Below are 20825 nucleotides of genomic sequence, written 5' to 3' on the forward strand. Positions count from 1 at the left end.
AGTCGAGAACGGAGGTTGGTTCGGTTAGAAACGTTCTCCGTTCGTAACTAGACATTAGGGCTCTGCTTGATTCGCGCGATTAGACTCGGTAAATTTAAAAATTATCGGTAATAGTTAGAGGCTGAGAAAAAACGTTTTGTTTTTTCTCAGCCTCTTTTAGTTTAAGTTTAATTTACTCTTCCCCAGACAATGCGCCAAGAAGAGCAATTGCTATCATGTACCAAGCGTTGGTGTCATCTAGCATTGGCAACTCGGTATTATCAGCACCAGGAACCTGCTCGGCAACATTCTGAACTGGTTGTTGCGGTGTCGGCTGTGGAGTTGGTTGCTGCTGAGTCTGTGGTTGTTGAACCGGTTGTGATTGTTGTTGACTAACCGGCTGTTGAATAACTGTTTCCCCAGCAGGTGATTCTTCAATTACCCCTTGGTCACCACTATTAGCTGCTGGTGAAGGTTGTTGTGCAACCTGATGACGTAACACAGTAACGTTATAAGTGGCGATTGCCGGTGTGTTGTTATCATCGGTTACTTGAATATTAATGCCCTTTGGCTTACCAAAGTATTCAAAGTCAGGTGAGAAGGTCACTAATCCGGTGCTTGGTTCCAAAATATAACTACCAATTCCTGAGATAGAAATCTTTTCAGCATTACTTACCTGACCATTAATGATAAAGCGGGCCGGGTGGTTAGCATCAATCCGAGCCATTACTTGATCACTACCACTAGTGATCCGAACCTTAGAAGTTTGACTTTGACCTTGTTCACCAATTGTTGGCGCAATCCGCGCACTCGGCCGAACAGCGTCAACTGTTGGCTGGTACTGAAGGTTGGTCTGCTCACCACTAGCAGATGTTACCCGAATAGTTACTTTATCTGGTTGACCAATAAAGTTTTTATCTGGTGCAAATGATACTGTTCCTGTATTAGGATCAATTTGATATAGACCAACAGTCTGACCATTCTTAGTCGCACTAAGCTGCTTGCTTGCCTGACTATTGCTGATAAAGTCAATTGGCCAATTACTATCAAGCGGTCTCCCGGGTTCATTAGGACTAGAAATAATTGTAATTTGTGAAGTCTGAGTAACCCCTTGAATATCATGAGTGTTTTGCAGCTGGATTCCTAAAACAGTCTGACTGAAATTGCCAAGGTAACTATGACCATCTGAACCATAAGCAATAAACTCTATTGGTTGCGGACGACCAACAAATGTCCCGCTTGGCTGGTAAATAATTTCATTCTTTCCCCGGTTAATCCGGTAAACACCAATCTTTTCGTCGTTCAAGATTGCATCAAGTGATTGTGCACCAGTTGCGCTTCCGTTGACCCAGAACTTGATGTCCCTTACATCAATATTTGATGGCTTTTCTGTTCAATCTTCTTTTCAGGATTAGTCCGTTGGTAAAACAGATCAGTTGATGGATTATCGTTTTGGGTAATTACAGGTAGGTTATTTTTAATTGAAATCTTGGCATGTTGTTCCTTACCTTGCCAGCCAACAGTTGACGGGTTAGAAACTTCACCACGAATGATTTGTGGTTGGAAACGGACAAAACCAATATATTCAAAGTTACTATCTGACAAGATTACGTAAGCTGGAGCAATCGGCCCATTATAAGTACTGTCGGTTAATTCAAAACTAACTTCAGCACCACGGTGAGCACCCTTAGAGGTTAACGTGTACGTTCCAACATTGGTATCTGGAACCGGCTCGCCATTTTCGTCCATCTTTTGAGCAGCCATCTTAATAGAATTCCGCCCGGTATCAATATAGTTTCCTTCAACCCAAATAGAAGTATTCCTATCAAAAATCTGGTTCAGGTTATTAGTCAACGTAATGGGACCAAATGTAGCGGGCCACATTTCGTCCCCTGACGTACTAACACTGTAGAAGTTATCCAGTTCAATACTTTGTGGCTGGTTAGAAAGGTTAGCCGTCTTTTGCCCAACTAAACTGTAGTAAACAATGTAGTAGACATCAGTATCCTTAGTAGGATCCTTTAAGGTTGCCGGGTCAAACGTATTGACAACGTTACCATCGCTTAATACTGAACCGTAACCACCTTCGACGGGGATATGAATCTTCTTAAATGAGCCATCCTCGTTCTGGGTGTACGGAATTGACCGTAATTTTTCTTGCTTTAATGCTCGATCTAAACTATGTAAAACAACGGATCCATAGTGTCCCTGCTGCCTTCGTCAAAGTACTCATTAGCAGCAGTCAGTTGACTTGGATCTATTGATTGATTTTGCTCATTAATATTCATTATCTCACCGTCACTTTGCCTTATTGACCAGCCCGTTACAACCATTAATTATAAAAATTATTCCCCGATTATTGATCGTAACAGTATAATTCAGCTTCCATTCTTAATTATTACTCTCCCCCACTAGCAAACTGATTTTGTGAAGAATTATGCTAGTGAGGTTAAAATAACATTCGCTTGATAAACAAGTTTTCAAATTTCTTAATTTAAACTCTCAAAATAAATCGTATATCTATTTTAACTTAAATGCAATTATTATCATACACTTATCTCTATATAATAAATTTATTATTAGTTAACTTTATTATACCTCTACCAGGCTCCAGCGAAGATTAAATGATATAATAAAAGTGAAATTCATAGTATTTAATCGGTCTTTTGTGAAGGGAGTAATTTAAATGGTAATGAATCCAAGTAAAGCTCAGGATGTCTGGAAAGACGCAGGAGAGCACGTTCAATTTACGGTTCTTGAACTAAATCGCAAGGATCAAGCAAAGGAACAAGAGGCAATTCAAGAATTTGTAGATCGTTATCAGGCAATTATCAGATCATTACGAATTCGTGATAATAATGGTAACTTAAAAACTTCGTTAGGCTTTAGCAGCGATGCTTGGGACTACCTATTTCCAAACGCTCCTAAGCCAAAGGAACTTGAACCATATCAAACCCTTTCCGGTGAGAAATACACAATGCCAGCCACTAAGGGTGATCTCTTTCTTCATATTCGAGCAAATGACGAGGCTGTTGTATATGAACTTCTCCGTCAGTGTCGGCTCTTCCTGAAGGACTTTACTACCGTTATTGATGAAACAAAGGGCTTCCGTTACTTTGAAGGACGGGCAATTATCGGTTTCATTGATGGCACTGAAGCCCCGCAGGTTGAAGATGCCGCCCACTACGCAATCATTGGCGATGAAGATCCATTCTTTGAAAACGGCTCATATGCTTTTGCTCAAAAATGGCGTCACCATATGGACATCTGGAATCAATTAACTACTGAAGATCAAGAAAAGGCTGTTGGGCGAAAGAAGTTTAGCGACCTTGAGCTTGAAGATCACGAAAAGTTTGCTAATGCCCACAACGTTGCCTCGCAAGCAACAATTAACGGTGTAGAACAAAAAATCGTCCGGATGAACGTTCCATACTCCGATCCCGTTGCCGGAAATACCGGAACCTACTTCATCGGCTATTCCCGTTATTGGAAAGTCACTAAGACAATGCTTGAAAACATGCTCAAGAAGAATGATTACCTGTTATCATTCTCCGACATTCTTTCCGGCCAACTCTTCTTCATCCCTTCTCGTCCCCTATTAGACAAAATCGCGGATGGGGAACTAAATTAGAGTGTGAGCCAGCAAAGGATTTGCGGAAAGCTAGCAATTTCTCCTGACGAAGGCGACTCGCGCCTAGGAAGGAGGTTGCTAGCTCTAGCAAGTCCCTGGCGAACACATTTTGACTTAGTTGCCTAGAACGTTAGCTCGAGGAAGGTCACGACAAACACGTTTCCACTCTATCGCAGCAAAAGCATCATTTGACAACCTTTCCTAAAATTGATACGCTTTGATTAGCAAAATTTGAGGAGGGATCATCCATTGAAGTTTTAATTCTACACAATTTACTGCAACTAATCTGTACCAACGACGCAGAAAGGTTGCTCACGGGTAGAATTATTATTTCAATGTGAAGATCATAAATTTAATGGTAGGAGAATACCATTTTAAAGGTCTGCCCGTGTGGTAGGCCTTTTTTGCGTCCATAAGAAAGGACGTGATGCGTTTAATGGAAAACTTAACAATCAGAAACCTCTCGTTTGCGTATCCAGGACAGGCTCCCCTTTTCGATCACTGTAATTTAGACCTTGATGGTGACTGGAAGTTGGGTTTGCTTGGTAGAAACGGCCGTGGGAAAACTACCTTGATGAAGATCCTTCGTAATCTCGTCAACTACCAAGGTTCGATCATTACTAACCTAAAGCCGCAATATTTCCCGTTAACCATTAAAAAGCCGACTTTCCTTGCTGGAGACGCGGTGATTGAGGCAGTGCCAAACTCGTTTCTTGAGCCTTGGCAATTAGAACGAGAACTAAATTTAATGGCAACCAATCCTGAAATCTTGTGGCAGCCTTACTCAACGTTAAGCGGCGGCGAACGGACAAAGCTCCAATTAGCTGCCCTCTTTGCCAGCGATTACGATTATCTTCTTCTTGATGAACCAACAAATCACCTTGATCAGGTTGGTCGTAAACAGGTTACTAACTATCTCCGTCAAAAAACTACTGGCTTCATCATTACCAGCCATGATCGGGAATTTCTTGATCAAATTATTGACCATACCTTAGTAATCGAAAGATCTCAGCTAGTCTTAGAACGAGGAAATTATTCAACCTACTTTAAACAAAAAAAGCGTCGTGACCAAGAAGCAATCACGACTAATCAACAGTTAAGAGCTGATATTAAGAAACTGAAACAAAGTCAACAGCAACGCCAGCAATGGGCCAATCGAGCTGAAAGTGAGAAAAAGAATAATTCCCACGCTGATAAGGGATTCCTTGGCGCTAAGGCCGCAAAAATGATGAAAAAGTCAGTAACCATTAATAACCGAATAGAGCAAGCAATCAATGATAAGCAGGGATTACTTAACAACATTGATTCCACCACACCGCTCTCGCTTAATCTTCAGCGAGATCATCACCAGACTTTGCTAGCGGTTAAGGACGTGACCCTCTCATTCTCTGACCATCAGCTCTTTGATCCACTGAATTTTACCGTTAAGCAAAATGAACAGGTTGCTCTCAGCGGCAGGAACGGCACTGGAAAATCCAGTTTAATTCAGGCAATCTGTCACCAATTTTCCGGGAATATTAACGGAACAATTGATCTTGCCAACAATATTACAGTTAGTACGGTTCGCCAAGACTATTCAGATAATTCAGGAAGCCTAACTGAATTTGCCAAAGCAAACCACCTAGAATTGGAAACATTCCTCAATATTCTTCGTAAGTTAGGCGTCCCGCGCTCGATCCTTCATAACCGAATTGAGACGATGAGCATGGGACAGCAAAAGAAAGTTGAATTGGCACGATCACTAGCTACTCCCGCCCATCTTTATATCTGGGATGAGCCGTTAAATTATCTTGACACATATAACCAGGAGCAGCTAATTGACTTAATTCAAACATATCAACCACCACTCCTCTTTGTCGAGCACGATCACCACTTCATTGAGCAGGTAAGTTCGAAGGTTATTTGCTTGAACAAAGATGAGTAACCTACCCTAATCCAATGTTTTTAGCCAATTAAGAAAGAGTTTAAACCATTCGCTCATGTGTTCATCTGTCCGGTCATTATTGACGATTCCCGTATACTTATTAGCAAGTGCCAGCCCGTGGTTACCAGTGCTAAATTCGTGAAGTTCGACAGGAACGTCATGTGATCTCAACGCTTGAACATATGGCAAAATATGGTCATTGAATGGTGTTACTTGGTCATTAAACGAGCCCCAAATAAAGGTTGCCGGAGTATTGTCGTTAACAAGTTGAGTAACATCCTCAGTTGACACGCCCATTCGATCATCAATTGTCGGTTTAATTACCGGATAGCCAAGGCCAACAAACTTAGCCTTCGTGTGCGCAATGTTACTGTATGCAGCTGCTAACTGTCCGCCAGCTGAAAAGCCGATAATTCCTAACCTGTTGAGATCCACATTTAGTTCGTCAGCATGAGCAACGATATGATCAAATGCCTGCGCAACTGCTGACTTAGCTGCCTGATAGTCCTTGTGTTCAACTACCGGATAACGGACCACAAATGCTTGGAAAGCGTGACTAGCAAAGGTAATTGCGACTCGTTCAGAATCTCGTTCCATAATCTTGTTGTAACTTCCACCAGGGATAATTACGATTCCTGGCAACGGTTTGTCACTATTGCTGTGGTAAACATCCAGTGAAGAAAAAGATTGAAATAGTGAAACGTTTTGAATATCCATTAATATCCCTCCATTTTTTAACACCTTTATTTTCATGCTTTTTTTGAACGACTTCAAGCAGAATGATTAAGGCAACCGTTTACATTTGACTTTCTTAAGAAATCCCCTTCTTTATGTTCATGGATCTGCTAAAGTTATACAGGATTAAAGAGAGGGGTATTATTAAATAATGTCAATTATTAAAACGAAGAGCTTTTGGCTGGCTGCCGTGATGACTCTCATCTGTGCGGTTGCTGGGGTTCTTCTAGCAAAGCTACCGTATGTCAACCTGATTGGGGCACTAGTCATTGCGTTGCTTCTTGGGATCGCAATGCAGCTGACACCAAGTAAACTACAAGCTGATGCCAAATCAGGAATGGGCTTTATCTCAAACAAGTTTTTACGTCTCGGGATCATCCTTCTTGGTTTCCGGCTAAATCTTGAGTCACTCGCCCAAGCTGGGGTAAAGACGATTCTTGTTGCGATGGTTGGGGTTACCGGAACCATTTGCTTAACTTACTGGCTCAGCCGCAAATTTGGTGCTGAAGATGAGTTAGCAATTCTCTCTGCTTGTGGTTGCGGAATTTGTGGTGCTGCTGCCGTTATGGGGGTTTCACCACAGATTGAAACTACCGATGAAGAACGGAAACGGGAAAATGAGGTTCTCGCGGTAGCAGTTGTTTGTGTTATGGGAACTGTTTTCACCTTGGTTGAAATTGGTCTTAAACCAATTCTGGGCTTAACCGATCCCCAATTTGGAATTGTTGCCGGTGGATCACTCCACGAAATTGCCCACGCAGTCGCTGCTGGAGGCGCCTTTGGTGAAGCCAGCCTAGATAATGCATTAATCATGAAGCTTTCCCGGGTCCTTCTTCTTGCTCCGGTAGCATTAATTGTCGGTTACTGGTACCAACGACGGCTCATCCGCGAAAGTATTGAAGAACACGAACAGGCACCAAAGAAATTACCAATTCCGTGGTTCCTTGGCGGGTTCATTCTAACCAGTATTCTGGGAACATTCCTGCCGCTTTCTGCAGGATTACTGGATGGCCTTGTTCAAGCAGCCTACATCTTTTTAGGAATGGCAATGGCGGCCCTTGGAATTTCGGTTAATTTCCGGGTCATTTTCAAACGTGGCGGTGCTGTCTTTGGTGCTGCCGCAATCAGTTCAACCTGTTTACTGATCTTTATGATTGTTATGAGTCGGCTCTTCTTCTAAAAGACTACTTTAAACTGATAAAGCCCTTAGCATTCGGCTAATACCGAATGCTAAAGGCTTTTCTGTTATTCCTATCTTCTCGCCATCAAAACACTGGTTTTTAACCATGGGCCACCCCACCAGCCATTGATGCCGGTAGGGACTATCCTAACATCTTGAAATCCTAGATTGTTCAGAAGCGGTCGATACTGCTGAAGGTTACCAAAATCAACAATGATTAGGGTGCCATTAGGCTTCATTACCCGAACAGCTTCCTGAATTGCCCGTCCCCGATTAATCGCGGGAGAAACACTATGGAAAGTAAATGTTGAAAGGACATAGTCATAGTGCCGACTCTCTAACGAAAGGTTCAGTAAGCTACCATCAACCAGTTTTGCCCGATCAGCAACCCGATTTTCCTTAATCCGTTCGTTTTCCTGCTTGGTCACATTTTCATTACCGGTGTTGACTCCCGTTACCTTTCCGGGAGCTTTTAACCGCTTTGCCACGTCGATAAACAGACCAGCATAGTTTAATCCTAAGATTGCGACCTGCGCATTCCCTGATATTTTTAATTCCCGAAGAATTTGGTTCCAAATTAAACTACGCCCCCGAAATAGCGTATTGCAATAAATTCCAATCACTAACAGGATTAAGATAATGATAATCGCTAATAATACCTTCATGATTTACCCTCTTTTCGGTCAAGCAACAATGCTATTAAGCTTCTTAATGTCTTTTAAGTCGCCCACTACTGTAATTTTATCATGTGGCTTGATCACGTCATTAGCTTGAGGCATCTGATTAACCTCATCATCAGCATTTACGATAATAATGACGTTAACGTTAAACCGATTCCGAAAATCAAGCTCGTCTAAAGTCTTGCCAAAGAACTTTGGGTTATTAATATTAACCTCAGCTAACGTGACTTTCTTACTGAGTTGGACGTAATCAATTACCCCTGGATTTAACTGTTGAAAGACAAGTCGCTTTGCTAAATCATGTTCTGGCCGCACAACCTGATCGGCCCCGATTTTCTCAAGAACTCGAGCATGGTTAGCGTTCTCCGCTCGACAGATGACATCTTTTGCCCCTAACTCTTTAGCAATTAACGTCACCATAATGCTAGCCTCAACATTTTTTCCGATAGAAACATAAACATGATCGAAGCTTCCAATATCAAGATCGCGAAGTGCATCCTCATCCTGAGCATCGGCAATTACCGCTCGCATAACAGAGTCGGCGTATTCATTAATTACCTCTTCATTACTGTCAATTGCAAGAACTTCTTGTCCCGCCTGAACTAACGCATCACAAATAGACGAACCAAATTGTCCTAAACCAATGACAGCATAACTTTCTCGTTTAACCAATTAAGACACCTTCCTTTGGATAACGGTATTCCCGTTGCTTTGGCTGAGCATTGAGGATTGAATACATCACCGTATAGATCCCGACCCGTCCAATAAACATTAAAAACATAATAATTAATTTGCCGACAAAATTTAGACTAGGCGTGATCCCAAGAGAAATTCCCGTTGTCCCAAAGGCTGCGGTTGCTTCAAAGGTAACGTAAGTCAAGGAATCGTGCCGGGGAAGTGCTTGTGTTTCAACTAATAACAGAATCGAAATCATCAAAATTGCAAAGGCAACAAAAAGCAGCGTCAATGCCCGAAAGACATTTTCGTCCGTAAATCGCCGGTGAGCAAAGACCGTGTCCCGACGACCACGCAGAGTAGCGATACTCTGAAGAGTCAGCAAACCAATCGTGGTGGTTTTGATCCCCCCAGCAGTCGAACCGGGAGCACCACCGATGAACATCAAAATAATTGTCGTACTAATTCCGGCCGCACTTAGTTTCGTATACGGGATGGTAACGAGTCCTGCCGTCCGGGGAGTTATTGCCATGAAGATCGTATTAAATATCCGTTGGGGATAGGATAATTCCCTACTAAACTGGCCTAAGTTATGTTCAGTCAGAAAATAAACTAAAACTGAAATCACAAAGATTACCGCCCCAGTACAAAGGACAAGGTGGGTATGAAGTGATAAATGGTGGCGTTTAGGGAATTGAAGCAAATCCTGCCAAACCAAGAAGCCAAAGGAACCGGTAATGATTAATACGGCCATTACCGTTAACATGTAAGGATCCTTGGCATAGTTCTCAAGACTATTGCCGGTTAAATCAAAGCCAGCATTGCAAAAAGCTGAAATAGAATGAAAAACGCTAAACCATAGTCCCTTTTTTAGGCCATAACGGGGATAAAAATCAATAAAGAGTAATCCCATCCCCGCCACCTGAATAATAATTGATAAGCGGATGATTAAATTAACCACGTTTAGTTGTGAAAGGTGATCAAGGTTAAGCGCCTCTTGGGTTAACAATCGCGTAGACATCCTCATTCGCTGGTGAATCAGCAACGACATCATAACCGCAAACGTCATGAAACCGAGTCCACCAACTTCCATTAGGATCGCAATCACCACTTGACCGAAGAAAGACCAGTAAGTCGCGGTCGGCACCAGAGTTAAGCCAGTTACACACGTTGCACTAGTGGATGTGAAAAAGGCGGTCATGATATCATCACTGCGACCGGACCGCGTTGCAATCGGCAATGATAGCAAAATCGTGCCAAGCAAAATGATCGCTAAAAAGCCCCAGGTCAATAGCTTGGGAAAAGAATATTTATGATTAAAGATCTCGATCATTAACTCTCACCCTCCATTCCAATTCAATCTGCTTTCTATCTTATCATTAACTAATGATTTCAGACAAAAAAGGCAACGGTATAATGCCGTCGCCCTTTTTGTGATTCAAAGTAATTAATTGGATAAAAATAATCCATAATTAGTTATACCATAAAAAGAAAATTTTGTCCCGTAATCTTTTCAATCGTATAGTAAGTGTTCTAGCTCTCCAGTCCAAAATACCAGTCTTCATAGTGATCAAACATAATTCGTACTCCATTATTACGAAGACTATCAAAATAATCATGGTAATCAACCGATTGTGTTTTCTTTATTTCACCCGTAACTTTATCCAATGTCTGGCCATCTAACCACCATGATTTATTAAACATGGCTATAAATTCTACTGGAATAACTGGTTCTTTCATTTGGCGATTAAATAATTCCTGATAAAGGACTCGTTTAGCATTAAGGCCAAATAGTTTCTCATCAACAGAGCCTGAACCATTTTGATACTTTTTTTCAACAATAAAAACTGTTCGTCGCTTAAAGTTAAAAAAGGCTTCATCAGGTTTCCAAAATTTATGATGTATATTTTTTATTCCATAGACTTGTTTCAAGACATTATAAAACTGAAACTGCTTGGTCACGACCCCAATATCTTCATTATTAATCCGATCATGGACAAGAAAATGACTATCCTTTGCTCCCTTTTTTACTAAATTTTCTCTTTTGATTGGGTATTCTGCTAACTCATATCTACCGTTAAAATCGTTTGCTAAATGATGAGCCAAATCTGTCTGTCGTTCAAAAGCAAGCCCATTTAAATTAGTATTTGCTCCACCCGTACCATTCTCAATCATATTTATTCTCCATAAGTTGTAATAATTACTTCACCAACTTTGCCCCGCCTATTACCTTTTGAATTAACGCTTCGTCGTGCCTGGACATGGTGAATATGAAATTGACGATTAGCATAGAGTTGCTCAATTAGCGGCACATCAGAATTTGATAACATTACTTTGACACCGCGATCAGCTAATTGCAATGCTAAGTCACGTAATTCTTCCTGCTGAATTAAGCCAAAGCCGTCTTTGGTATAACTCGTAAACGCAGCCGTTTGGTTAACTGGAATATATGGCGGATCAAAATAGACAAAATCATCTTGTTCAGCGCTTGTTACTGCATCCCGGTAATCGCCCTGAAGGATCTCAATATCATGAGTAACTAGGTAATGGTGATCATTACGAATCGCGTCAACTGGGATGCTTACCTTCTTGTGAGCGCCATAGGGGACATTATTCTGTCCCTTTGAATTAACTCGCCACAAACCATTAAACCCAGCCTTATTCAAATAAATAAATCGTGCTGCCCGTTCAACAGCAGACATCTTTGACAAGCGGCCGTCCCGATCGGCTAAGCGAATATTTAAATAATATTCTTTACTATCATTATCTGCATGATCGTTAACCAAACTAATTAACTTCTCAGGCTGGTCCTTAACAACTTGCCAAGCATTAATTAATTCCTCATTAAAGTCATTAATTATCGCTTTTTCGGGAAGAAGATTAAGCAAATTAGCCCCACCACCAATAAATGGCTCAAAGTAGCGATTAAATTTTTGGGGATAATAGGACGCTAATTCAGCTAGTAATTGGCGCTTCCCACCAACCCACTTTACAAATGGTGCAGCAGTCATTCGTCCTTCAGTTTTCATTCTCTTCATTCCTATCATGATTATTTTCCCACCATTTTGGCAGGTTAACGTTAATTTTTCGTTGTGGTTCATTTGCCAATGATAAAACAGCTTCTCCAGTTGATAACTGGCTTATTTCATGCAAATCAATTTCATCCGCAATTGCCAAACTAGAAAGTTCCTCTGGGCTTGTCAAATGATGAAGTAAGAGATTAGCAAACTGCGACCGTAAGCGAGCTGGCAGGTCTAATGGCGACTGAGTAGTCAGGGTCATTGATAAACCAACCTTGCGTCCTTCACGCAGGACCTGGAAAATCCCGTTATCCGCAAGTTGGTGCTCATCCCTTGGCAAGTATCGGTGAGCTTCATCAAGAACAATATTAACCGGGAAGCTATTAGGCTTTTGCAAGCGAGCAGCCAAAAGATTCTTTAACAGCAAGGAGATAACTACTCGCTGGCTTTCCTCGTATTGCTTCAATTTTGAAAGATCAATTACTAATGTTCGGTGACTGCTCCGATGTTCCAGAAACATTTTAATGACAAAATTCAACTCCGTCTTAAAGATTCCTGGGTGTGGCTCCGGGTCAAAGAGTACCCGAAAGGCATCACTGGCAAGTCGTTGACGAATTGTCGCAATTGCATTCCACTCGTGATTAATTGTCTGCCGATCGTACTGTTGACCAAGCAATGCATAATTAGCTCGTTCATCAGAATACGGGATTACGAACTCCTCAATTAATTGTTCGGCTAACTGCTGGGGTGCAAATGACCGGGACCAGTTGCTGAGCTTTGCTAATTGTTTTTGGTAATCTGCAATTGGAACCCCAATTTTAACATATGGTTTCCTGATTCGAACCAGGTTCTGTTGGATCCGTAATGCATCAACAGCCTGCGATAGCTTATCATTCAACAACGGTGATCCTGAAATTTGAAGAGCTTCCCGTAGTTGATGAGCACTTAACTGTCCAGCTTCAAGATAAGCATTTTCACCTAATTTATAGGTTACTGAGTTAGGTAGTTTTGAATACTCACCAGTTGGGTCGAAAATAATCGTGGTGTAGTTTGTGCGCTGCAATTGATCAAGCAGTGATAAAGTACTCGTTGTTTTGCCACTGCCCGTTTGTCCCACGACAAGTAAGTGGTGAGCAACTAAAGAATGAATGTCTTTAACCGGCTTCCCAGCGATCGTTGTTGCAAATGTTGTTTGAGTCATATGATGCAGCCCTCCAATTTAATCCACGCCTATTCTCTCCCTATTTTACTCTTTACCGTTCACTTGCGATAGTCGCCACTAACTGTTTAGCTTCCCTAACACCAAATGAACGAGATGTTTTCACTGGATAACGGTGTGTATTGAGGATCTGCAGGGCTTGCGCTCGGTTAATTTTTAACTGTTCTGCCAGTGATTCAGTTATTAAAACATAGAATGCAAGCTCACGTAATTTAATCGCTAGCTGGGCCCGGGCCTTAGTTAGGGTTAGTTCATTAATTGCTTTCCAGTTTTGGACCAGGAACCGACTCTTCCTTCTTTGAAGAGAATAATTTGTTGCGTTGCTTTTTACCCGGTGAAGTTCCTGTTGTCCCAAACCCTGTTCACTTAGCTGGTACGTGAGTAACGTAATCTGTTGCTCTATCTGTCGCCAGTCGTCGGCGATTGATGCTAATAACTGTTTGATCTGCTCTTTAGTTAATCGTGGCCGGTTCCCTGTCTTCAATTGTTCAACTAGGGTACGGAGATCATGCTCGTCAGTATCGTATAGTGGTAAATTAACCTGACTAAAGAGCTGACAGCGTTGAAATAAAATTGTACTTTCTCGGTTCTTAAACCCGTTATGTTGGCAAGCATAGTCAAATAATTTTTCGGGAAAACGCTGGCCAGATTGGTACTTCAACAGAATGCTATCCATGTACAGGTGAACCTCATTGATCCCCTGCTGAATTTCCTTAGCAACTGCCATCGGGATACTTGCATGCTGTTGAAAGTGAGTAATTCCTAAATATAGCAGTTTACCTGTCGAACGTGAGCGAAGAATAAACTGATTCTTTAACCGGCGTCCACAATCGCAGTATAAATTCTCACCATGGTGACCATGTACTCGCTGATACCAGGGATCAACAACCATCCCCACAAACTGCCAATCAGTATTCTGTAAATAGTGACGAGTATGAAATTGTGAAAGCATCGTGAAGCGGGTAAATTCACTTAAGGCTTCGATTTGTCGTTCATTTAATTGCTGTAAAATGCTGGCGCGTTGTTCAGCCGTCATCGTAATTATCTTTTTCAAAATCGTCACTACCCCACTAAAACAAATTGCTATCTAAATATACTAGAACAATTGTTCGAAGTCAAATTCTTGTTCAAATATACTCGCTAGTCAAAAAAAGACTAAGTTGAAAATTCAGCTTAGTCTTTTTTGAATTTATCAATTTCGTCTGTGAACCCACTCAGCTACTGCGGATCACCGTAACGTTCTAGGCTACACAGTCAAAATGTGCTCGCCAGGAACTTGCTAGAGATAACGTTCTAGGCAACACAGTCGAGATCGGCTCGCCCTAACCTTCCTTGAGCTAACGACCTCCGCCTCCGACGGCAAGACGCCGTTCAGCGGAGAAATCGTTAGCCACCGGAAAGTTTTAACGGGCTCGCACTCTAATTTAGGCACGTGACTTGTAAGATCCATCAGTAGTGTTGATGATCAGCTTGTCACCGTTCTTGATGAATGCAGGAACGTTAACAACTAAACCAGTAGTCATAGTAGCTGGCTTGCCACCACCATCAATAGTGGCACCCTTGATCATTGGTTGGGTATCAGCAACTTCAAGTTCAACTGTGGTTGGTAATTCGATCCCAACGATTTCACCATCAACAAAGTTAACAGTAACCTTCATGTTTTCAACCAAGTACTTCTTGTCATCGCCAAGTTGACTAGCGGAAACTTCGTATTGGTCGTAGTTTTCCATGTCCATGAATACTGAAGCATCGCCTTGATCATAAAGGTATTGTGCTTGACGCTTGTCAACGTTAACTTGTTCAACCTTTTCGGATGGACGCATAGTAGTGTGAACAATGGAACCAGTCCGAACGTCTTGGATGTCCATTTGCATCAAAGTGTTACCCTTACCTGGCTTGTGGTGGTTGATTTGAAGAACCCGGAGCAACTTGCCACCGCGTTCAAAAACCATTCCTTTTTTCAGATCGATTGTTTGAATCATAACTAAAAACTCCTTCACGTATTTTTGAACTACGCTCTCGCAATGAGAGTATGATCCAGGATTACATTAATCCCGTCCTCATGGCTTCGTTCGTAATTTTGCTCATAAAAGCATTCGGTTCCTATTGTATCACACCTCAAAGCGCAATCTAACCCCTAGAATAAAAGTGATCTCATTCTAGGAGTTAGAAATATTAGTTTGCCAAGTGACTAGCTACTCGTTCATCCGGAATTTTGACATAATTCAGCAATAATGATGATGTTACGACTGAAACCGAACTAAAGGCCATCGCAAGTGCCGCAATTTCTGGACTTAATTGTAAGCCCAGGCCAACAAAAATTCCGGCGGCAATCGGGATCCCAATTAAGTTATAAATCAAAGCCCAGAATAGGTTCAGCTTGATTCTGTTAAAGGTCTTCTTTGACATTTCGATTGCTTGGACAACACCCATTAAGCTATTTTGAACGAGGACAATGCTTCCAGACTCAATAGCAATATCAGTCCCGGAACCCATTGCAATTCCGACATCAGCCGTAGTTAACGCAGGAGCATCATTGATCCCGTCACCAACAAAAGCAACTTTATTCTTCTCCTGTAGCTTAGCAACGTAATCCGCCTTTTGGTTTGGCAAAACGCCAGCAATTACCTGGTCAATTCCAACTTCCTTAGCAATTGCTTCAGCGACTTGTTGGTTATCTCCAGTCAACATTACCGTCTTCAAGCCCTGCTTCTTTAATTCAGCAATGGCTGGTGCAGAACTTGGCTTAGGGACATCCTGAATTGCGACCAGACCAATTACCTTATTATCAACACCAACCAAGACAACCGTTTTTGCTTCTTTTTGCAACTTCATAAGCTGTTCTTTCAGTTTAAAACTAACCTGCGCGTCTTCGGCTAATTTTTCATTACCGATAAATGCAATCTTGCCATCAACTTTAGCACGGACTCCTTTTCCCTCTACTGCATTAAAGTATGCTGCTTCCGTAAATTGAATTTGGTCTTCTTCTGCCTTCTTCATAATTGCGGAGGCTAACGGGTGCTCAGAAGATGCTTCTAGGCTAGCCGCTAAACTAAGCACCTCATGAGAATCACCAATAACATCTGTTACTTGTGGCTTTCCGGCAGTAATTGTTCCCGTCTTATCAAAGATGATTGTCTTAACATCTTCAATTTCTTCAAGTGCTTCGCCATCCTTAATCAGTACTCCCATCTTAGCAGCTCGACCGGTACCGACCATCAATGCTGTTGGTGTAGCTAACCCAAGAGCACACGGACAAGCGATGACAATTACTGAAACGGCAAAAAGCATTGCCTGAACCGCAGTAGCACCGAAGAAAACGTACCAAAAAGTGAAAGTTAAAATTGCAATAATCAAAACTACCGGAACAAAAATCTGTGAAACACGATCAGTCAGATGCTGAATTGGTGCATGACTAGTTTGAGCCTTCTTAACCATTTCGACAATCTGAGCGAGCATCGTGTCTGAGCCGACCTTCGTTGCTTCAAAAGTGATCGTACCATCACCATTGACTGTCGAGCCAACAACCTCATCCCCAGGCTGCTTCTTTACTGGCATGCTTTCCCCAGTAATCATTGACTCGTCAACCGTAGTCGTCCCGCTAAGAACCTTCCCATCTACCGGAATTTTTTCTCCAGGCTTAACCTTAATCGTCTCGCCTACTTGAACCTGATCCAGCGGTACCTGAACAAATTCACCGTTACGTAAGACGGTAGCGTCCTTCACTTGTAAATCAAGCAGTTTCTTCAAGGCATTTGAAGCATTATCGTGCATCCGTTCTTCCATTGTATCGCCGAGAAGAACAAAGACGGTAATAAAGGCTGCACTTTCAAAGTAGACTGCCCGTCCCGTTACCATTGCAAAAATACTGTAAAAGTATGCAATCGCAGTTCCCAAGGCAACTAAAGTGTTCATGTTAGCACTGTGCTTTTTAAATGCTGCCCAGGCGCTGGTCCAGTAAGGGAGAGCTGCTACAAGCATGATGATTGTGGTAGTAATTAACGCAACCCAATTATAACCTGGCATCATCCAATGAAATGGCATTGCCAACATTTGGATTAGCATTGGGATAGCTAAAATAAATGCAATCCAAAAGCGTTGCGTACTAGTTAACTTGCGGAGCATCACTTAACAACCACCTTCCCGTGAAACATATCCATCCCGCAGGCAAAGTTGTATTCACCAGCTTTATCGGTCGGAATCTTAATTGAGGTTACCGGTTGCTTGGTAAGATCCTTATTAACTCCCAACTTATCAAAGACAACGTGGGAGAGACAAGCAGTAGAATCCTTCATATTGAAGTTTACCGTTGCCGGAATCCCCTTTTTCAAAACGACTTCTTCTGGCGAATAACCCCCCTGAACAACAACCGTTGCAGTTTGCTGATCATTAGCAACCGCTGCTTGTTCGCTTGATTGTTCATGCTTACCAAAGAACCACCAAACAATTCCCGCAATCAACGCAACCGCTACAATTAGAACAATGATTTGTGCCATAATAAATTCCTCCGTTTTTATCGTTTACAAATGTAATTTATAATTCTATTGTAAATCATTGTTTACATTTGTCAACAATAAAATTTATTGGTAAAGGAGACGAATGCTTTTCCGATCCTGTTTGGTAATTCCGTTACGAATATTCCGCGGTACCATAACACTATGCTCATATTCCGGAGCGTGGGCTAACCCTAAGGCGTGTCCTAGTTCATGTTGGGCAACCTCACTCCGAAAGTTTGGGTTAGTATAGTCTAGCTGGTAAGGATCAAGGATCGAGGTCGCCTTTTGTAATTCATGGGTATCAGGATTGTACTCCGTCTTGGTTTCTCCCAGCTGGGCTGTCTGATAGCCGACCCCGTTATTGCTGGTATGAGCCGAAAGATCACTATCCGTGGCAATGATGTTTGCTTTATCCTCGTTTTTCGTCCACTTAATCTTGATCACTTTAACCTGGTTCCACTTTTTGACTGCACTGCGGAAAGCAGCCTTTAGTTGGGGATCAGTCGTCCGCATGTAGATCAGGATCGTCCGTTTCCGCCACCTGATTCCTTCAAGGGGTGTTGGTGTATTCTGGGGGATTGCTAATTTCTGGTTATTTGGTGTTTGATCAGAATCATTAAAACTAAAATCGTTTGAACTGGCGTCTTCAGCATCCTGGTTGAAATAGTTTGTTGGCAGTGATGAATTATTATCATCAGCACTAGCCGACTGAGTAATTAAGCCAACCGTTATTAACGTCAATAACAATAAGAAATAACGACGCATCTTCACCCCTCCTTTCTCACTCGTCCCTAACTTTAAAAAACCGCCCTTCGATTCGTCAAAAATAATGAACTGACGAATCAAAGGACGGTTGAATTATTTAATTTGCTTAGTCAATTACAACGTAAGACTTAATAACTTGACGGTCATCCATTGCCTTATATGCATCCTGAATTTGGTCAAGGGTGAATGTCTTAGTGAAGACCTTACCAGGGTTAATTTCACCATCAAGAACGGCCTTAAGAAGAATAGCCTTGTCGTAAGTCGTAACTGAAGCCGGACCACCAGCAACAATTGTGTTCTTATAGAATGGGGTAGTCATATCTTGCTTTGGCGTATGTGGCAAACCAACCCGACCAACAATGGCGCCTGGACGGCCAACCTTCATTGCTGTGTCAGTTGATTGTTCAGTCCCAACACATTCAAGAACAGCGTCTGCACCGTCACCATGAGTCAATTCCATAATCTTCTTCACGGCTTCGTCACCACGTTCGGCAACGTTATCGGTGGCCCCAAACTCCTTCGCTAAGGCTTCCCGATCTGCGTGCTGACTGGTAGAAATGATCTTCTTAGCGCCACGCATTTTAGCAGCGATAATTGCACAAAGACCAACAGCACCGTCACCCATAACTACAACGGTATCGCCATCCTTAACGTTAGCAACCCGTGCGGCATGGTAACCAGTAGCCATGACATCAGCAAGGGTCAAAAGTGACTTCAACATCCCTTCACTATAATAGCTTGGTTGACCAGGAACCTTAACAAGAGACCATTGACCATGTTGGAAGCGGTAGTATTCTCCTTGAACACCATTACTAAAGTTATCAGCGTGATCTTCGCATGAACCGTCAAATCCCGCACGACAAGCAGCACACTGACCACAACCATGGGTAAATGGGGCAATTACAAAGTCACCAGGCTTAACCGTGGTAATGTCATCCCCGACTTCTTCAACAATTCCTAATGCTTCGTGACCAGAGTTTTCTTCGCCACCCTTAAGTGGGTTGATTCCCCGGAAGTTCCAGAGGTCTGATCCACAAACGCAAGTCCGAACGATCTTCAAAATCACATCGTCCGCTGCTTGAACTACTGGCTTTTCGACGTCCTTTAATTCCATTTGTCCTGCTTTAGCAAAAAATGCCTTCTTCATTTTGAGGACTCCTTTCATTTCAATAACATTCTCCTTTATTATAAGGAAAAAGCGACGTAAATGAAAAACGCTTTCTTCCTATAGCTAACCATTCGTTTGCGGAATAATTTTGCCCTAATTATTCCTCGATTGGGTACTTACTAGTTAGCTCATGGACCTGCTGGGCAACTTCTTCCTTGACTGCTTTATCATCAGCGTGTTCCAGCAACTGAATAATCAAATCAGCTACCTGACGAACATCAGCTTCCTTAAAGCCCCGGCTAGTTACCGCTGGTGTCCCAATCCGCAACCCGCTCGTCACAAACGGACTGCGCTGATCATTAGGGATTGATTCCTTATTCGTTGTAATGTGGACCTCATCCAATAAGTCTTGAGCGTCCTTACCGGTAATGCCGGTCTTAGTAATATCAATTACCAAGAGGTGGTTTTCGGTACCCCCAGAAACAACCCGAATAGTGGCCGACTTATTAAATTCGTCTGCCATTGCTGCAGCATTTTTGACAACCTGGTTAATGTAGTCAGTAAATTGCGGCTGAAGATCCTCATAAAACGCTTGGGCTTTCCCGGCAATGACGTGTTCCAGCGGGCCACCCTGAGTTCCAGGGAAAAGTGCCGAATTAATCTTCTTACCAATTTCTGGCGACTTAGAAAGGATCATCCCGCCACGAGGGCCACGAAGAGTCTTATGGGTTGTCGTGGTAACCACATCCGCAACCGGTACCGGGTTAGGATGGGCTCCCGTAGCTACCAAGCCAGCAATGTGTGCCATATCAACCATTAAGTATGCGCCAACTTCATCCGCAATTTTACGGAATTTTTGCCAATCAATAATTTTACTGTAAGCAGAAGCCCCAGCTACAATCAATCGCGGATTAATCTCTAACACCAATTGTTCAATTTGATCAAAGTCCAGTTCTTCCGTTGCCGGATTTAAGCCGTAGCTGTATGATTCATAAACTTTTCCTGAGAAATTTACCTTTGCTCCGTGGGTCAAATGACCACCAGCATCCATCCCCATTCCCAGGATCTTATCCCCTGGCTTAAGGAGTGCCTGGTAAACCGCCATGTTTGCTTGCGAACCGGAGTGGGGCTGCACATTCGCGTATTCAGCACCAAAAAGCTTCTCTGCGTAGTCAATTGCCAATTGCTCAACCTGGTCAATGTATTGGCAACCACCGTAATAACGTTTGCCTGGGTACCCTTCCGCATACTTATTAGTTAATACGGATCCCTGAGCTTCCCGCACTTCCTTAGAAACAATGTTTTCGGAAGCAATTAATTCGATCGTTTCTTGCTGACGGTGTTCTTCCTTCTTAATTGCCGCCCATAATTCTGGTGATTTCCCTGCATAATCCATTAAGATCACTCCTTAGT

19 protein-coding genes are annotated in these 20825 nt (G+C 42.4%); 3 read left to right on the forward strand and 16 right to left on the reverse strand.

All coding sequences use genetic code 11. The annotated features are described in order from the left end of the window. Positions 1-172: 172 nt before the first annotated feature. A complete protein-coding gene (locus tag N4627_RS07850) occupies positions 173-1285 on the reverse strand; it encodes a hypothetical protein (protein WP_260964566.1) in 1113 nt (370 codons plus the stop codon). Positions 1286-1344: 59 nt separating this feature from the next. Beyond that, the gene (locus tag N4627_RS07855; protein WP_260964568.1) at positions 1345-1863 is read right to left on the reverse strand and encodes a hypothetical protein; all 519 of its coding nucleotides are present in this window, start codon (positions 1861-1863) and stop codon (positions 1345-1347) included. Between the two features lie 802 nt (positions 1864-2665). Here N4627_RS07855 and N4627_RS07860 point away from each other — a divergent pair. Both N4627_RS07860 and abc-f read left to right on the forward strand, forming a co-directional pair. After that, positions 2666-3610 carry a Dyp-type peroxidase gene (locus N4627_RS07860; protein ID WP_003716582.1) on the forward strand — a complete coding sequence of 315 codons (945 nt, stop codon included), beginning with the start codon at positions 2666-2668 and terminating at the stop codon, positions 3608-3610. A gap of 436 nt (positions 3611-4046) precedes the next feature. Next, complete coding sequence (abc-f, locus tag N4627_RS07865; protein WP_260964570.1) at positions 4047-5534, forward strand: ribosomal protection-like ABC-F family protein; 1488 nt, start codon at positions 4047-4049, stop codon at positions 5532-5534. A gap of 6 nt (positions 5535-5540) precedes the next feature. Here abc-f and N4627_RS07870 read toward each other — a convergent pair whose 3' ends face one another. Further along, positions 5541-6251 carry an alpha/beta hydrolase gene (locus N4627_RS07870; protein ID WP_098045234.1) on the reverse strand — a complete coding sequence of 237 codons (711 nt, stop codon included), beginning with the start codon at positions 6249-6251 and terminating at the stop codon, positions 5541-5543. A 169-nt stretch (positions 6252-6420) separates the two neighbouring features. On the opposite strand from N4627_RS07870, the gene N4627_RS07875 reads away from it, so the two are divergent. Next, positions 6421-7449 (forward strand): YeiH family protein, encoded by a 1029-nt coding sequence (locus N4627_RS07875; RefSeq protein ID WP_260964571.1) that lies wholly within the window; start codon positions 6421-6423, stop codon positions 7447-7449. A 71-nt stretch (positions 7450-7520) separates the two neighbouring features. On the opposite strand, the gene N4627_RS07880 is transcribed toward N4627_RS07875, so the two are convergent. The 13 genes from N4627_RS07880 to glyA all read right to left on the reverse strand — a co-directional run bounded on the left by N4627_RS07880 (position 7521) and on the right by glyA (position 20808). After that, positions 7521-8114: a class I SAM-dependent methyltransferase gene (locus N4627_RS07880; RefSeq protein ID WP_260964572.1), complete on the reverse strand. Its 594-nt coding sequence runs from the start codon at positions 8112-8114 to the stop codon at positions 7521-7523. 18 nt (positions 8115-8132) lie between these two features. Beyond that, positions 8133-8801 carry a potassium channel family protein gene (locus tag N4627_RS07885; protein ID WP_098045237.1) on the reverse strand — a complete coding sequence of 223 codons (669 nt, stop codon included), beginning with the start codon at positions 8799-8801 and terminating at the stop codon, positions 8133-8135. After that, the gene (locus N4627_RS07890; protein ID WP_003716576.1) at positions 8794-10137 is read right to left on the reverse strand and encodes a TrkH family potassium uptake protein; all 1344 of its coding nucleotides are present in this window, start codon (positions 10135-10137) and stop codon (positions 8794-8796) included. Before N4627_RS07890 ends, N4627_RS07885 begins: the two co-directional genes overlap by 8 nt. A 200-nt stretch (positions 10138-10337) precedes the next feature. Beyond that, complete coding sequence (locus N4627_RS07895) at positions 10338-10979, reverse strand: hypothetical protein (RefSeq protein WP_003716575.1); 642 nt, start codon at positions 10977-10979, stop codon at positions 10338-10340. Between the two features lie 2 nt (positions 10980-10981). Continuing rightward, positions 10982-11842 (reverse strand): DNA adenine methylase, encoded by an 861-nt coding sequence (locus N4627_RS07900; protein ID WP_040530935.1) that lies wholly within the window; start codon positions 11840-11842, stop codon positions 10982-10984. Beyond that, the gene (locus N4627_RS07905; RefSeq protein WP_003716573.1) at positions 11823-13025 is read right to left on the reverse strand and encodes an ATP-binding protein; all 1203 of its coding nucleotides are present in this window, start codon (positions 13023-13025) and stop codon (positions 11823-11825) included. The genes N4627_RS07900 and N4627_RS07905 overlap by 20 nt, the downstream gene beginning before the upstream one ends. A 52-nt stretch (positions 13026-13077) precedes the next feature. Continuing rightward, positions 13078-14097: a hypothetical protein gene (locus tag N4627_RS07910; protein WP_260964579.1), complete on the reverse strand. Its 1020-nt coding sequence runs from the start codon at positions 14095-14097 to the stop codon at positions 13078-13080. A gap of 370 nt (positions 14098-14467) precedes the next feature. Further along, a complete protein-coding gene (gene efp, locus N4627_RS07915; protein WP_040530735.1) occupies positions 14468-15025 on the reverse strand; it encodes an elongation factor P in 558 nt (185 codons plus the stop codon). A gap of 193 nt (positions 15026-15218) precedes the next feature. Then, positions 15219-17168, reverse strand: a complete 1950-nt coding sequence (locus tag N4627_RS07920) for a copper-translocating P-type ATPase (protein ID WP_260964581.1) — start codon at positions 17166-17168, stop codon at positions 15219-15221. Next, positions 17168-17539, reverse strand: coding sequence for a cupredoxin domain-containing protein (locus tag N4627_RS07925; RefSeq protein ID WP_003716569.1), 372 nt, complete (start codon positions 17537-17539; stop codon positions 17168-17170). The genes N4627_RS07920 and N4627_RS07925 overlap by 1 nt, the downstream gene beginning before the upstream one ends. A gap of 84 nt (positions 17540-17623) precedes the next feature. After that, positions 17624-18304, reverse strand: coding sequence for a matrixin family metalloprotease (locus N4627_RS07930; protein ID WP_040530732.1), 681 nt, complete (start codon positions 18302-18304; stop codon positions 17624-17626). Between the two features lie 106 nt (positions 18305-18410). Further along, positions 18411-19451, reverse strand: a complete 1041-nt coding sequence (locus N4627_RS07935) for a zinc-binding dehydrogenase (RefSeq protein ID WP_260964586.1) — start codon at positions 19449-19451, stop codon at positions 18411-18413. Positions 19452-19569: 118 nt separating this feature from the next. Continuing rightward, positions 19570-20808, reverse strand: coding sequence for a serine hydroxymethyltransferase (gene glyA, locus N4627_RS07940; protein WP_260964587.1), 1239 nt, complete (start codon positions 20806-20808; stop codon positions 19570-19572). Positions 20809-20825 lie beyond the last annotated feature (17 nt).

The organism is Limosilactobacillus vaginalis, assembly GCF_025311515.1.
Classification (GTDB): Bacteria; Bacillota; Bacilli; order Lactobacillales; family Lactobacillaceae; genus Limosilactobacillus; species Limosilactobacillus vaginalis.